This window comes from Cognatundibacterium squillarum, from assembly GCF_014652435.1.
Taxonomy (GTDB): domain Bacteria; phylum Pseudomonadota; class Gammaproteobacteria; order Burkholderiales; family Burkholderiaceae_D; genus Undibacterium; species Undibacterium squillarum.
Genome location: NZ_BMYU01000006.1, coordinates 15,130 through 30,856, shown reverse-complemented (window position 1 = coordinate 30,856; position 15,727 = coordinate 15,130). Strand labels below are relative to the sequence as shown.

Below are 15,727 nucleotides of genomic sequence, written 5' to 3'. Positions count from 1 at the left end.
GCTTTGTTGCGTCGCTTGCACAGGCACCAGCCTGTGCTGCGCAACGACGCCGCGCACTGCATCCCGGCATCTCGCGTTCGCACTCGTGGCTATTTATGAAATGAGTTCTAGTAAGCTGCGCTGCCAAAGCAGGCGTCAGCGAACGCAGCTGATCAGAATAAAAAAGCACGGAACACCGCGCGGTGAACCGTGCTTTTTGCTGGCAGAAATAAGGCCGTCAGCGCAAGTCTGAAATCGTCAGAACAATGCCGCAAATGCGCGTGCTGCCGCTTGCGGATCTTCCTCAAAATACACACTGCTGATCACTGCCACCATTTCACTGCCGCGCTGTACCAGCGGCTTGCAATTTTCCAGCGTCATCCCGCCAATCACCACGCGCGGCAAACCGATGCCGGCTGCCTCGCTGACGATATCGTACTCCGTGCGGAAATCGTATTTTTTGATACGCGACGGATAAAAACCACCGAAGGCAATGTAACTGGCACCGGCAGCAGCGGCATCTTTTGCGCGCTGCACATCACCGTAGCAGGATGCGCCGACAATTTTGTGCTCACCAAGCGCAGCCCGCGCCGCAGCGACATCAATATCCGTACCGCCGACATGCAAACCGTCGGCATCCAGCGCCTGACACAAATCCAGATGATCATTGATGATCAGCGGTTTCTGATACTGACGGCACAGGCTAAGCAATGCCGCTGCCTGCTCCATACGCTGCACCGGTTGCGCAGTTTTATGCCGGTACTGCACGATCGCTGCGCCGCCAAGCAGTGCTTGTTCAGTCACTGCCAGCAAGCGGGCGGTATCGTCCCAGTCCGGTGTCACGATATACAAACCACGCAGGGTTTGATGTTGTTGTTCCATAATTCAATTATCCACTTAAGATCTGGCCGGAATTTTCTGTCCGGCACCGACGGCAAATGCCCGTTCCAGTGTGCGCTGCGTGTAGGCTTGCGCACGGGCCAGCGCTTCCGACATGGCTGCGCCGCCTGCCAGCTGTCCGGCAATCGCCGCCGCCAGCGTACAGCCACTGCCATGAAATTCACCGGACAAACGCGGCCACTGCCATTCCTGCTGCGCATGACAATCCGGCTGACGGAACCAGACATTGCGTACAGCTTGCTCATCGCTGTGTCCGCCTTTCACCAGCACGTCCGCAGACTGCGATGGCATCCACGCCGCCAGCTGCGTACGCCAGTCTGCCTGCGGCATCGCACTCAGTCTTGCAAGCTCCGGCAGATTCGGTGTCAGCAGCGTTGCCTGTTGCAGCAAAGGCTGCAGCGATTGCACCGCATCATCCACACCCAGTCTGTCGCCGTGCCCGCTGCCGAGCACGGTATCCAGCACCACCGGCAAATCCGGTTGCTGTGTGCGTAACTGGGCAATCCGCTGCGCCAGCAGCGTCGCCATCGCTGCACTGCCGACAATCCCGATTTTGATCGCCGCAAAACGATAGCAGCGGCTGAACACATCCAGCTGATGCACAACGATCTCCGGCGACACCGGATGCACCGCATACACACGGTTATGATCCTGCACGGTCAGTGCCGTAATCACAGTCAGTGCATGTGCGCCCTGCGCCGCAATCGCTTCCGCATCCGCCATGATGCCGGCACCGCCGCCGGGATCATGCCCGGCCAGCACCAGCACCAGCGGCTTATCGCTGCCGTGCATCAGACCACGCGGCCTGCCATCGGTGACGATGGCGATGCAGCGAATTTACGCGGCATACGACCGGCGAGGAAAGCTTCGCGGCCACTTTCCACCGCCAGCTTCATCGCACGCGCCATGCGCACCGGATCTTTGGCGCCGGCAATCGCGGTATTCATCAGCACGCCGTCGCAACCCAGTTCCATCGCAATCGCAGCATCCGATGCAGTACCGACACCGGCATCCACCAGCACCGGTACTTTGGACTGCTCGATAATCAGCGACAGATTCCACGGATTTAAAATACCCATGCCGGAACCGATCAGCGATGCCAGTGGCATGACCGCCACGCAACCGATGTCTTCCAGCATACGTGCCTGAATCGGATCATCGCTGCAATACACCATCACATCGAAACCGTCTTTCACCAGTACTTCAGCTGCTTTCAGGGTTTCCGGCATATTCGGAAACAGGGTTTTCTCATCTCCCAGCACTTCCAGTTTGCATAGCTTGTGACCACCGAGTAATTCACGTCCGAGCTGCAGCGTGTAAATCGCGTCTTTTGCGTTATAGCAACCGGCAGAATTCGGCAGGATGGTGTAACGGCTTGGCGGCACCACATCCAGCAGGCTCGGTGCATTCGGGTCCTGACCGATATTCACACGGCGGATCGCTACTGTGATGATGTCTGCACCGCTGGCTTCGGTTGCTTCGCGGGTTTGCTCCAGATCTTTATATTTACCACTGCCCACCAGCAGGCGGGACTGATAGGTTTTGCCGGCAATCGTTAAGCCGGTGTCTGCCTGAGTATTCATTCATCTGTTCCTTATCATTGGTCTGCATACTGCGGGCAGGCAAATACCCGCCCGCAGTGTCAGTGATTAACCACCACCGATGGCACGCACGATATCGACCTGATCACCGGCCTGCAGCTGATGCTGCTGCCAGCGGGCACGGGTGACGATTTCGCGGTTCACCGCCACCGCCACCGCTTTATTTGTCAGTTGCAGCTCGTCAATCAGCGCTGCTACCGGCGCAGTCGCATCCCAGCTGCGCGCTTCGCCATTCAGTTGTATCGTGATCGTACTCATTGCTTTTTGTAGATTTCAGCGCCGTTTTTCACAAACTCCACCGCTTTCACTTCCATGCCTTTTTTCAGCGCATCGGTTTCGCTGACACCGTTGGCGGCAGCGAATTCACGCACTTCCTGCGTGATTTTCATGGAGCAGAAATGCGGGCCGCACATCGAACAGAAATGCGCGACTTTGGCGGAATCTTTTGGCAGGGTTTCGTCATGGAATTCACGCGCTTTATCCGGATCCAGTCCCAGATTGAACTGATCTTCCCAGCGGAATTCAAAACGTGCTTTGGACAAGGCGTTATCACGGATTTGCGCACCCGGATGACCTTTCGCCAGATCAGCTGCATGCGCGGCAATTTTGTAAGTGATGATGCCGTCTTTGACGTCAGCTTTATTCGGCAGACCCAGATGTTCTTTCGGTGTCACGTAGCACAGCATCGCGGTACCGTACCAGCCAATCTGCGCCGCGCCGATGCCGGACGTAATGTGGTCGTAACCCGGTGCGATATCGGTAGTCAGCGGGCCCAGTGTGTAGAACGGCGCTTCGTGGCAGTGTTCCAGTTGCAGATCCATGTTTTCTTTGATCATCTGCATAGGAACATGCCCCGGCCCTTCAATCATGACCTGCACATCGTGTTTCCATGCGATCTGGGTCAGTTCACCCAGCGTACGCAATTCACCCAGCTGTGCTTCATCATTCGCATCGTACACAGAACCCGGACGCAAGCCGTCGCCCAGACTGAAAGACACGTCATAGGCTTTCATGATTTCGCAGATCTCTTCGAAATGGGTGTACAGGAAATTTTCCTTGTGATGCGCCAGACACCATTTCGCCATAATCGAACCACCGCGGGACACGATACCGGTCAGACGTTTGGCAGTCAGCGGCACGTATTGCAGACGCACACCGGCGTGGATGGTGAAGTAATCCACGCCCTGCTCTGCCTGTTCGATCAGCGTATCGCGGAAAATTTCCCAGGTCAGGTCTTCCGCTTTGCCATTCACTTTTTCCAGTGCCTGATAAATCGGAACAGTACCGATCGGCACTGGTGAATTGCGGATAATCCATTCACGGGTTTCGTGGATATGTTTACCGGTGGACAAATCCATCACGGTATCGCCACCCCAGCGGATCGCCCAGGTCATTTTCTCAACTTCTTCACCGATCGACGATGTCACTGCCGAATTACCGATGTTTGCATTGATTTTGACCAGGAAATTACGACCGATAATCATCGGTTCGATTTCCGGATGGTTGATGTTCATCGGGATAATCGCACGGCCGCGTGCAATTTCATCACGCACAAATTCCGGTGTGATTTCTGCCGGAATCGCAGCGCCGAAAGACTGGCCCGGATGCTGACGTCCCATCAGATCCGCAGTACGCTCGCCCATAGGACCGGAAGCGCGCAGATTTTCTAAATATTCACGACGACGCAGATTTTCGCGGATCGCGACATATTCCATTTCCGGTGTGATGATGCCCTGACGTGCGTAATGCATCTGAGTCACGTTTTTACCGGCCAGTGCACGGCGCGGTTTGCGGCTCAGGTTAAAGCGCAGTTCTGCCAGTTTCGGATCTTGCAGACGTTCAATACCGTAAGCAGACGTTGGTCCGTCGAGTTCTTCAGTGTCCGCACGCTCAGCAATCCACGCAGCGCGCAGCGCAGGCAGACCGGAACGGATATCAATGCTGGCATCCGGATCGGTGTAAATACCAGAAGTGTCATACACATACACCGGCGGATTTTTTTCTGCGCCGAAACTGACCGGCGTATCTGCCTGAGAAATCTCGCGCATAGGAACGCGGATATCCGGACGGCTGCCGGTGACATAGACTTTACGGGAATTCGGCAGTGGCTTGACTGCAGCTTCATCCACCTTTGCGGTAGACGATAAAAATTGCGGGTTGGCGTTCAATTTGGCTCCTTTGCGTTTGGCATGGAGCCAGCAAAGGAATTCCGGAGATGGCCTGAGAACAGGACTAAAACGGTGCTTCCCTTCGCTGGCATTATCCAGATCAGGTTCGAGGGTATTTCTCACCCGCCGCAATGCGGCAGGACCCCTAGCAATCACGCATTGCGAGTAGCAATGCGCGCCGAATTATAACGGGAATTTTCAGAACAGAGTCAGACTTATGCACAATTCATGTGCAATTCATGCGTGATTAGCCGGAATAAACGATGCTGCCATGCAGCATCAGTGTGGTTCAAACTGGGCGAAGCCGGTTGCTTCAAAACGGGCTGGTCCGTGTACCTCCGCCATATCCACCATACCGGTTTTTATCGCCGCAGCCAGATCCTGCTCCAGCACTTGTATCATGGCTTCCGAGCGGGTTTTCAGACCGGCGATACCATAGGCGCGGTTACGACCGTTTGCTTTCCCAAGATAGAGTGCCATATCAGCAATCTGCAAAGCTTTTTCCCAACCGCATACCGATTCATCCAGACCGGCAAACGGCAAGGAGATAAAGCCTGCCGTCACCGTGACCTGAATTTTTCGGTCACCCGCCTGTATCTGGGTTTCGCCAATCGCATTCAGCACACGCTCGACCAGAACGGCAATCTGATCCGGTGCCGCATGCGGTGTGAAAATCAGGAACTCTTCACCACCCCAGCGCAATACCATATCGGATTCACGCACGGTTTCGCGCAAGCGGCGTGCCACTTCGATCAGTACCGCGTCACCGGCGGCATGGCCGAGAATATCGTTGATTTGCTTGAAGTGATCGATATCCATCAGAATCAGGCCGTCCGGATATTCAATTCGCGCTTCGCGTCGTTCAGTTTCAGTCTGCTGAGTACGCTTCTTCATCAGATCCACGAAGGAGCGACGGTTAAACAAGCCGGTCAGCGGATCCCGCACCGCATGGAACTCAAGCTGGCTGTTCACTTCCACCAATTTCTGGTTCACACGCTGCACCCTGCGATACAGCAGATACACAAAAAAACCGGCCATGACCGCAATCACCCCGCCCAGTGCCATCACAATTTGCTGTAACCGACGATTATTCAGCTCGGCATCTTTCAGATCATTTTCGCGCGCCAGTAATTCGATTTTTTTCTGACGCTGTTCCGCCTGAAACTGTTCCTGCATTGCTGCTACGGCTTTGGCACGATCAGAGCGAAACAGTTGCTCGCTTAATTTTTGCTGCTGACGCACGGTAATCAGCGCTTCCTTAAACCAGCCATTACGCTCATACATGCCGGCCAGTTCACCGAGTATGGCTTCAGCATCGACAATTTGCTCAGCCTCTATCATCGGTTTCAGCACGGTTTCTATCATTTCACCACCTTGCTGCACCTTGCCCTGTCCACCCAGTGCCAGACCGATATTCACCCTGGCCACTGCGGCGGAAGCCTTGTCCCCCAGTGATTCTGCCATTTGCAATGCATCTCTGGAATAACGCTCCGCCAGCTTATAGTCCTGTTTGGTCAGATAATAATCACCAATATTCGCCAGACACAGCAATTCGACCAACGGCATGGCGTATTCACGCGCCATTTTCAGGGTACGCTGATACGCCTGCATGGCTTCATCATGTCGTCCCAGTTGCGACAAAGCGAAACCTTCACTCATAGATAATGAGGAATAGATTTTCGGCGCACGGGCCAGCGGTGACAATTCCAGGGCTTCGCGTATGGTTGTCAGCGCCTTCTCCGGGTCACGCATATTCGCATACAACTTGGCCAGTGCATCCAGCGCATAAATTCGGCGCTGAATTCTGCGGAAAACCAGATCATCCGTTTTCTTCAGTGCATCGAGGTAATAGCGTTGTGCTGCCTCAAAATTACCTGTCTGATAATAGGCAAAACCCAACGCGCTGCTCAGCCTGAACCGTACATCCGGTTCAGCGCGGGCAGACAATTTACCTTCCAGATTCTTCAGTAATTGCAAAGCCTGTGCATTTTGCCCGGCTTCCATCATCTGGCCGGAGCGCATAATGTCCGCAATCATCAGCGCATTCTCATCGCCTATTTCTGCGGCCAGCTGCTGCAATTCGCGCAACATATCATCCGAGACCTGTACTTTACCGGCATCGTAATACAGGCCACTCAGTGCTCTGATCGTTTCAAGTTTAACGCGCTTGCTGGTCTTATCATTCTGTGCAGAACGCAAGGCCTCCAGTTGCTGGATAGCCGTCTGATTATCCGTATCAGCCAGTGTCACGATCTCGATGATGCGTGTCAGTTCTCTGGTGTCGTCCGCATGTGCTGTTACCGGCCAGTGCACAGCGACAGCCAGCATGCAAATGGAAACGGTACGGACAAAAGCAGAGTGAACAGACATAAGAGATCTTTGAATTTATGCAATATCGCCGGCGATGCGATATGAATATGCTGCCACTGTAATCGTAAAAACCATTTTTTGTTGAAAAAACTGAAGATTCAATACGTTAATTTCTGCAAACCAGCGTAAAACAGTTGTTAAGAATCAACAGGCATAAAGATATTTTATTTGCAATATTCTGCAAAATTTCAGATCCCGCACAGATTTCTCAGTTGTCGGCATGCCAACAGCAGCGGGGACACGAAAAATAGCAGAATTTTCTGCAGCGATCCCAGGAATTTGCACTGAGGCGACGATGCTCTCATTTATAATCAACGGTTTAGCATACAACAACAGATCATCATGGAATTAGCGAAATCTTTTGAACCTGCCGATATCGAAAAGCACTGGCGTGCCGAATGGGAAAGCCGCGGCTACTTTGCCGCAACCATGGATGATGCGAAGCCTTCATTTGCAATTCAGCTGCCACCACCGAATGTGACCGGTACGCTGCACATGGGTCACGCATTCAATCAGACCATCATGGATGGCCTGACCCGCTACTACCGTATGCGCGGCCATAACACCGCGTGGATTCCGGGCACTGACCATGCCGGTATCGCAACCCAAATCGTGGTAGAGCGTCAGCTGGATGCACAAAAGATTTCACGTCACGATCTGGGCCGTGAAAAATTCCTGGAAAAAGTCTGGGAATGGAAAGAAAAATCCGGCTCCACCATTACCGGCCAGATGCGCCGTATTGGTGCTTCTGCAGATTGGGACCGTGAATACTTCACCATGGATGCAGAGCGCTCCAAATCCGTTACCGAAGTATTCGTCCGTCTGGTGGAACAAGGTCTGATTTACCGCGGCAAACGTCTGGTTAACTGGGACCCGGTACTGGGCACAGCCGTATCCGATCTGGAAGTAGTGTCGGAAGAAGAAGATGGTTCCATGTGGCATATCCGCTATCCGTTTGCGGATGGCAGCAGCTACCAGTTCCCGGTCGCATTTGATGAAGCCGGTAACGCGACCGAATGGGAAGATCGCAATTACATCGTAGTCGCAACCACCCGTCCGGAAACGCTGCTGGGTGACGTTGCTGTCGCAGTCGATCCTACCGATACCCGTTACAGCGCACTGGTCGGCAAACTGCTGAAACTGCCGCTGACCGGCCGCGAAATCCCTGTCATTGCTGACACCTATGTGGATAAAGCCTTCGGTACCGGCTGCGTGAAAATCACACCGGCACATGATTTCAATGATTACGCTGTGGGTCAGCGTCATCAGCTGGAAATGATTTCCATCCTGACGCTGGACGCGAAAATCAGTGACAACGCGCCGGAAACTTATCGCGGTATGAATCGCTTCGAAGCCCGTAAGCGCATGATTGCTGATCTGGATGCACAAGGCTTGCTGGCAGAAGTCAAACCACACAAACTGATGGTGCCGCGCGGCGACCGTACCGGTGTTGTGATTGAACCGATGCTGACCGACCAGTGGTTTATGGCAATGAGCAAACCGGCACCGGAAGGCACATTCTTCCCGGGTAAATCCATTGCCGAAGTCGCACTCGAAAAAGTGAATAACGGCGAGATCAAATTCGTACCGGAAAACTGGACCAATACTTATAACCAGTGGCTGAACAATATTCAGGACTGGTGTATTTCCCGTCAGCTGTGGTGGGGACATCAGATTCCGGCATGGTACGGTGATAACGGCGAAGTCTTCGTTGCGCGCAATGAAGGCGAAGCACGCGCTAAAGCCGATGCAGCCGGTTACCAGGGCAATCTGAAGCGTGACGACGACGTACTGGATACCTGGTTTTCGTCCGCACTGGTTCCTTTCTCCACACTGGGCTGGCCGGAACAGACACCGGACATGCGTCACTTCCTGCCATCATCGGTACTGGTGACCGGCTTTGACATCATTTTCTTCTGGGTGGCACGTATGGTCATGATGACCCTGCATTTCACCGGTCAGGTACCGTTCAAAACCGTGTATGTACACGGACTGGTGCGTGATTCGCAGGGTCAGAAAATGTCTAAATCTAAAGGTAATACTTTAGATCCGATTGATCTGATCGACGGCATTCAGCTGGAAGATCTGGTGGGCAAACGTACCGTTGGCCTGATGAATCCGAAACAGGCTGCCAGCATCGACAAAGCCACCCGCAAAGAATTCCCGGACGGCATTCCGGCCTATGGTACCGATGCGCTGCGCTTCACCATGGCCAGCTACGCGTCGCTGGGCCGCAATATCAACTTCGATCTGGGTCGCTGCGAAGGCTATCGCAACTTCTGCAATAAGCTGTGGAACGCCACCCGTTTCGTGCTGATGAATACTGAAGGCAAAGACTGCGGTTTCGGTGCAGACGTCACCGATGCTGACCTGTCTTATTCCGATGCTGACCGCTGGATCATTTCCACGCTGCAACGCGCCGAAATGGAAGTGGAAAAAGGTTTCGCCGACTACCGTTTCGACAATATCGCTTCAGCGATCTACAAATTTGTCTGGGATGAATACTGTGACTGGTATCTGGAAGTCGCCAAAGTGCAGATTCAGACCGGCAGCGAAACACAGCAACGTGCTACCCGCCGCACCCTGTTGCGCGTACTGGAAGTCGTGCTGCGTCTGGCGCATCCGGTGATTCCTTTCATCACGGAACAACTGTGGCAAACCGTAGCACCGCTGGCAGGCAAAACTCTGAAAGCGGATGGCGACACCATCATGCTGCAGCCATTCCCGCTGCCAGTCGCTGAAAACATCAGTGAAGAAGCCGAAAGCTGGATGGCAGCACTGAAAGCGATGACCGATGCCTGCCGTAACCTGCGTGGTGAAATGCAGATTTCTCCTGCTCAGCGCGTACCGCTGCTGCTGGAAGCGGCGAATGCAGAAGATAAAGCCCGTCTGCTGTCATTTGCACCGTATCTGCAGGCACTGGCAAAACTGTCTGAAGTACAGGTCGTCGATGCGCTGCCGGAGTCACCGGCACCGGTATCCGTGGTCGGTACTTCGCGTCTGATGCTGAAAGTGGAAATCGATGTTGCTGCAGAACGTGAACGTCTGAGCAAAGAGATTGCCCGTCTGGAAGGCGAAATCGGTAAAGCACAGGCCAAACTGGGCAATGAAAGTTTTGTAGCCCGTGCACCGGCGGCTGTGGTGGAGCAGGAAAAAGCGCGTCTGAGCGCATTCTCCGCGACGCTGGATAAACTGCGTGAGCAGTTCTCCCGCCTGCCTGCAGCATGAACCGCACAGTTAAAGCCTGAGCTCTAAAAAATTGTACGTGGTGAGCAAATTCACCACGTACAATCCTGTCAAATAAAGCTGCTTTTTTGACAGGAGACAACAATGAAACGCTTTACCCTGCTCGCCATCCTGAGCACTGTTCTGATCGCTCCCTTCGCTCATGCAGACGATACGCCGGTAGGTCTGTGGAAAAACATTGACGACAAAACCGGTAAGCCAAAAGCCCTGATCCGCATCACCGAAACCGGTGGCGAATACAAAGGCAAAATCGAAAAACTCTTCCTTGAACCCGGCGCGGACCAGAATCCGAAATGCACCGAATGTGACGGTGCGAACAAAGACCAGCCTATCATCGGCATGACCATTCTGTTTGGTCTGAAAAAAGACGGTGATGAATACAATGGCGGCAAAATTATTGACCCTGCCAATGGCAAAACATACAGCAGCAAACTGACCGTGGTGGATAACAATAAAAAACTGAATGTACGCGGCTACATCGGCACGCCTTTCCTCGGTCGTTCACAGACCTGGGTACGTGAGCAGTAATCTGGCTGCACCGGATCATTAGCACCGGATCGCCATCAGCGATGAAAACAAAGGGAGCAAATGCTCCCTTTTTTATTTGCTTTGCAAGCACAGGCCATAAGCCGGAGCAAGCATACCAGTTGCAGCCATCACCACGTCGGAAGCAGCGGATTGTCAGACAAAATCAGCACCCCGAATTCATCTGACTTGATATACATCATTATGAATTACGCCTATAGGAATACGATGAATGTAACAAAGTTTTCTTAACTGAAAAAAATGAGAAACGTGTTACGGACGTCATTCACGTCGCCGCGTTTCCGCTTTTTTTCACCTGGCAATCCTGACTGATTTTATAGGAGTCGTTATGCAAGTTGAACATCATCCCCTGGCAACTGAATTCCCTGAGCACAAAGATGCGATTCATCATCTGAAAATGAATAACGCGCACTTCGCCAAACTGTTCGGTGAATATGACGATACTGACAAAGCCATCGTCCGCGCAGAAACAGGCGTTGAGCACCTTGGTGATGCGGATCTGGAAAACCTGAAAAAAGTCCGTATCAGCCTGAAAGATCAGCTGTTCCATATTCTGCAAACTGCAGGAAAAGCCTGATACTTCAGGCCAGCGGATACCGGAAACACGGTATCCGCTTTCTTTTACCGGTGTTCCTGTCCCGGTTCTTTCTGACGCTCCGTTTCAGACCGCAGTACTTGTTGTGAAGACTTGCCCGCCGAAGGATGGCACGCCACCTGTACGGCAATCAAGCCTGACACGTTCGCTACACGCAAAATCACCGCACCCCAGCAGAAAGAACCGCAACCGGTTCATATTACGCATGCACTGATGACGGGAACATCCTCTGCGTAAAGCTTTGACTCTGTATCCGGGGCTGACCATGAAGTTTAAGCATTTGAAAATCAGTACACGACTGGCATTGTGTTTTGCCGGCATTCTGGCGCTGTCCTTTTTTGCCACGGCGATTGCGCAATGGCGTCTGCAGCAAACGGCTGAACAAACCCGTCAGATGATGGAACAACCGATTGCGAAAGAACGCCTGATTTCCGACTGGTACCGTTATATTCAGGTCGGTGTGCGCCGTACTTCTGCCATCGCGAAAAGCAGCGATACCTCGCTGGTGAATTTCTTTGCCGATGATGCAGCGATCACATCGCGCAAAGCAAGCGAAATGCAAAAAGCCGTGCAGGAAATGCTCAGCAACGACAGCGAGCGCGCGGTATTTGATGCGATTGCCAGCGAACGCAAAACCTATACAACAGCGAAAGATGACATCGTTGCTGCTAAAGAAGCCGGCGATACCCTGAAAGCCGAAAAGCTGATCGAAACCGTATTTCTGCCTGCAGCCAGCCGTTATCAGGCCAAAGTGCAGGAATTGCTGGAGCTGCAACGCAGTAACATGAATCATCTGGCACTGAATATCCAGCAGCACTATGAAAGCAGCCGCTGGATACTGGCCAGCCTGTCGCTGGCAGCCTTACTGTGCGGCGCCTTATTCACCTGGCTGCTGGCACGTAATCTGCGCGGCGAACTCGGTGGTGAACCTGCTTATGCCGCCGATATCGCCCGCCGTATCGCCAGCGGTGATCTGGCAACCGAGGTGGTGCTGCACGACAGTGACCGCGACAGCTTACTGTTTGCAATGAAGTCGATGCGTGACAGTCTGGCGGAAATCGTCAGTCAGGTACGCGCCGGTACCGAAACCATCGCCACCGCATCCGATCAGATCGCCGCCGGTAATATGGACTTGTCCAGCCGCACCGAAGCACAGGCCAGCGCACTGGAACAGACTGCGGCATCGATGGATGAACTGAATTCCACCGTCAAACAGAATGCAGACAATGCACGTCAGGCGAATTCGCTGGCAGGCTCGGCATCCAGCGTCGCGCAGCGCGGTGGCGATGTGGTGACGCAGGTCGTGCAGACCATGCATGGCATCAACACCTCCGCTGGCAAAATCACGGAAATCATCAGTGTGATTGACGGCATCGCATTCCAGACCAATATTCTGGCGCTGAATGCTGCAGTCGAAGCAGCACGTGCCGGTGAACAGGGTCGCGGATTCGCGGTGGTCGCCACCGAAGTTCGTAATCTGGCGCAGCGCAGTGCGGCCGCCGCCAAAGAGATCAAAGCGCTGATCAGCGATTCTGTCGATCAGATTCACGCCGGCGGCAAGCTGGTGGAAGAAGCCGGTGCCACCATGCAGGATATCGTGCACAGCGTGCAGCAGGTTGCCAGCATCATGGCGGATATCACCCATGCCAGCGAAGAACAGAGTCTGGGTATTGCGCAAGTGAATCAGGCTATTCTGCAAATGGATAACACCACGCAGCAAAACGCGGCACTGGTGGAAGAAGCGACGACAGCGTCGATTTCCATGCAGGATCAGGCCAAGGCGCTGGCCGATATGGTGGCGGTGTTCCGGCTGGATGCACAGCGGGCTGATCAGCATGCGCGTCACAGTGCGCAAACCTATCAGCTGAAAAAAGCCGCGGCACGTCAGCAGCATCTGGACAACAGCAGCGCACGTCCGCTCGCGCTGCGCAATCATGGCCGCGGTCGCGAAGCCGCATAAAGCTTCAGCCATCAGTCAACAGGCATCAGGGCTGTCAGCAGAACACGCTGCCAGCCTTTTTTCTTACTTCCCACAGATTTCCCCGCGAGGCTTTCCGGAGCCTGTCAGAAGCCCCAAAAACGGCAAAAAACACCTCAAATGCGGTGTTTAGCACAGCGATGCGGCGGTCGTCGGCAGAAAGTCTGGCTGTCACAAAATCACAGATGACGATTTCTGCATGACAGGAATAAAAAAACGATGCCCGGGCATCGTTTTTTTTATGTTGCGACGTCGTGCACGGACGTGCTCCGCTTAACCATCGCGGGTTTCAGACATCTCAAACGGTGCAGCAAGCCTCAAATGCGGTGTTCAGCACAGAAAAAACCAGCTTTTTAGCGGACGTCCGCGAAAACAGTGGCGCTCCGGCCTGCCTGTTTTACTACCCGATGCGGATTTTTGCACAAGTACCACTGGCGGCTCAGGCAGCAGTCACTCTGCGCGGACGGAATACCTGCGTATCGGCGTAAAACGCGCTGTCCTGCCCTTCCCACCAGCCGGGTACGCCCAGTACCGGCAGCGGATGGTAATCCTGATTCAGCAGCGGTTCCTGCTGCAACAGTTCGCACATGGCCTGATCTATCCACTGACGGCGCTGCGCATGATTCAACTGCCAGTAAGCGTCCGGTGCGCGCAGTACGCGGGTGTGGGTGGTGATTGCTTTGTACGGTGCAACCAGCTTTTCCATCAGCGCATGGCCGAATGCCCATAACTCAGCATGCTGCAAAAACCAGTCGCGCTGCGTCAGCAGACATGCACCCCACGCATGCTGCCGCCAGGCGGCAATCCAGTCATCTCCGGCCTGTCCTTCCGCCACCACCAGAATGGCGGCATTTTCGTCGAAGATGGTGGCGGCATCACGTGCTGGCCCACGGGATTTGCCTATGCCCAGCGCGGCGATCTGTGCCGCCTGCAAGGCATTCAGCATTTGCTTGGTACGCGGAAAACTGAGCCAGACCAGTGCATTGAAATAGTCATGCAGATTCGACCGGGTCGGCACGCCGCCCGTCGCGCTGATATGCGCTTCGTAGGCTGTGCCTTCCGGCAAGTCTTCCTGTGCGATGAAATGCAGTGGCAAATCGCGGTGATTACGCAAACCAGCCTGCTGCGCCGACCGATTCAGGCAGTCGCGCCAGTCGCTGCGCTCACGAATCAGCGCAGCAGCGTCCTGTATGCTGTGCAGCCACGGACGCTGCCAGTCAATCACATGGTAAAAATCGTCCTGCGACACAGCTTATGCCTGATGCAGTTTCCAGGAGATTTGCTCACCCTGATTCAGCGGCACGATTTCGGTTTCGGCAAACGGCAGCGCATCCGGAATCTGCCATTGTTCACGGCGCAGTGTGACTTTGCCTTCGTTACGCGGCAAACGGTAAAAATCCGGGCCGAAGAAGCTGGAGAAGCCTTCCAGTTTGTCCAGCGCCCCCGCCTGTTCAAACGCCATTGCATACAGTTCCATCGCATGCAGCGCGGTGTAGCATCCGGCGCAGCCGCAGGCATGTTCTTTCATGCCACGTGCGTGCGGTGCGGAATCGGTACCGAGGAAGAAACGCGGGCTGCCGGATGTCGCTGCTTTCAGCAAGGCCAGTCGGTGGGTTTCGCGTTTCAGTACCGGCAGGCAGTAATAGTGCGGACGAATGCCGCCTTTGAAAATCTCATTGCGGTTATACAGCAAATGGTGGGCGGTGATCGTCGCGGCAATCGGGCCTTCCGCTTCTGCCACATAGCTGGCGGCATCGCTGGTCGTGATATGTTCAAACACCACGCGCAGTTCCGGCATCGCTTTACGCAGCGGCTGCATCACTTGCTCGATGAACACAGCTTCACGGTCAAACAGATCGATATCAGCGTGAGTGACTTCACCGTGCACCAGCAAAGGCATACCGACTTCCTGCATGACTTCCAGTGTTTTGTAGCACTTTTTCAGATCCGTCACACCTGCATCGGAATTGGTGGTGGCACCGGCCGGATACAGTTTTACCGCATGCACCAGACCGCTGTCTTTGGCGCGGCGGATTTCATCGCCCGGCGTGTTATCGGTCAGATACAGCGTCATCAGTGGCTCAAACTGCATGCCTTCCGGCAGTGCCGCCAGAATACGCTGACGATAAGCCAGCGCCTGCTCAGTCGTTGTGACTGGCGGTTTCAGATTCGGCATCACAATCGCGCGGCCAAACTGCGCAGCGGTATGCGGCAACACGCTGGCCAGTGCTGCGCCATCGCGCAGATGTAAGTGCCAGTCGTCAGGGCGGGTAATCGTCAGGGAATCAGGTGTGAGGGTCATGATGCGCGGCTTTCTTGAGTCAGACAATAGGCGGCATTGTAC

The 15,727-nt window shown here is 54.1% G+C and carries 12 protein-coding genes and 1 riboswitch; of the genes, 4 read left to right on the top strand and 8 right to left on the bottom strand.

All coding sequences use genetic code 11. The annotated features are described in order from the left end of the window. Positions 1-237 precede the first annotated feature (237 nt). The 6 genes from thiE to IE092_RS12415 form a co-directional block, all read right to left on the bottom strand. Entirely contained in the window at positions 238-864 is a 627-nt protein-coding gene (gene thiE, locus IE092_RS12440; RefSeq protein ID WP_373295335.1) for a thiamine phosphate synthase, read from the bottom strand. A gap of 12 nt (positions 865-876) precedes the next feature. Then, positions 877-1,671, bottom strand: a complete 795-nt coding sequence (gene thiD / locus IE092_RS12435) for a bifunctional hydroxymethylpyrimidine kinase/phosphomethylpyrimidine kinase (RefSeq protein ID WP_189357518.1) — start codon at positions 1,669-1,671, stop codon at positions 877-879. After that, the gene (locus IE092_RS12430; protein ID WP_189357517.1) at positions 1,671-2,462 is read right to left on the bottom strand and encodes a thiazole synthase; all 792 of its coding nucleotides are present in this window, start codon (positions 2,460-2,462) and stop codon (positions 1,671-1,673) included. Before IE092_RS12430 ends, thiD begins: the two co-directional genes overlap by 1 nt. Positions 2,463-2,528: 66 nt before the next feature. Beyond that, positions 2,529-2,738 (bottom strand): sulfur carrier protein ThiS, encoded by a 210-nt coding sequence (gene thiS / locus IE092_RS12425; protein WP_189357516.1) that lies wholly within the window; start codon positions 2,736-2,738, stop codon positions 2,529-2,531. Continuing rightward, on the bottom strand, positions 2,735-4,648 hold the full coding sequence (gene thiC, locus IE092_RS12420; RefSeq protein WP_189357515.1) for a phosphomethylpyrimidine synthase ThiC: 1,914 nt from the start codon (positions 4,646-4,648) through the stop codon (positions 2,735-2,737). Before thiC ends, thiS begins: the two co-directional genes overlap by 4 nt. 60 nt (positions 4,649-4,708) lie before the next feature. Next, positions 4,709-4,805: riboswitch (TPP riboswitch) on the bottom strand. 122 nt (positions 4,806-4,927) lie between these two features. Continuing rightward, on the bottom strand, positions 4,928-7,018 hold the full coding sequence (locus IE092_RS12415; RefSeq protein WP_189357514.1) for a tetratricopeptide repeat-containing diguanylate cyclase: 2,091 nt from the start codon (positions 7,016-7,018) through the stop codon (positions 4,928-4,930). Positions 7,019-7,360: 342 nt separating this feature from the next. Here IE092_RS12415 and IE092_RS12410 point away from each other — a divergent pair, with 342 nt between their 5' ends. The 4 genes from IE092_RS12410 (at position 7,361) to IE092_RS12395 (ending at position 13,365) form a co-directional block, all read left to right on the top strand. Continuing rightward, positions 7,361-10,246, top strand: coding sequence for a valine--tRNA ligase (locus IE092_RS12410; RefSeq protein ID WP_189357513.1), 2,886 nt, complete (start codon positions 7,361-7,363; stop codon positions 10,244-10,246). 102 nt (positions 10,247-10,348) lie between these two features. Beyond that, positions 10,349-10,792 carry a DUF2147 domain-containing protein gene (locus tag IE092_RS12405; protein WP_189357512.1) on the top strand — a complete coding sequence of 148 codons (444 nt, stop codon included), beginning with the start codon at positions 10,349-10,351 and terminating at the stop codon, positions 10,790-10,792. A gap of 346 nt (positions 10,793-11,138) precedes the next feature. Further along, positions 11,139-11,387, top strand: coding sequence for a YdcH family protein (locus IE092_RS12400; RefSeq protein WP_189357511.1), 249 nt, complete (start codon positions 11,139-11,141; stop codon positions 11,385-11,387). Between the two features lie 283 nt (positions 11,388-11,670). Next, the gene (locus IE092_RS12395) at positions 11,671-13,365 is read left to right on the top strand and encodes a methyl-accepting chemotaxis protein (protein WP_189357510.1); all 1,695 of its coding nucleotides are present in this window, start codon (positions 11,671-11,673) and stop codon (positions 13,363-13,365) included. Positions 13,366-13,822: 457 nt separating this feature from the next. Here IE092_RS12395 and IE092_RS12390 read toward each other — a convergent pair whose 3' ends face one another. Further along, on the bottom strand, positions 13,823-14,632 hold the full coding sequence (locus tag IE092_RS12390; RefSeq protein WP_229793159.1) for a DUF3025 domain-containing protein: 810 nt from the start codon (positions 14,630-14,632) through the stop codon (positions 13,823-13,825). 3 nt (positions 14,633-14,635) lie between these two features. Beyond that, positions 14,636-15,685: a dihydroorotase gene (gene pyrC, locus IE092_RS12385; RefSeq protein ID WP_189357509.1), complete on the bottom strand. Its 1,050-nt coding sequence runs from the start codon at positions 15,683-15,685 to the stop codon at positions 14,636-14,638. Positions 15,686-15,727: the final 42 nt, after the last annotated feature.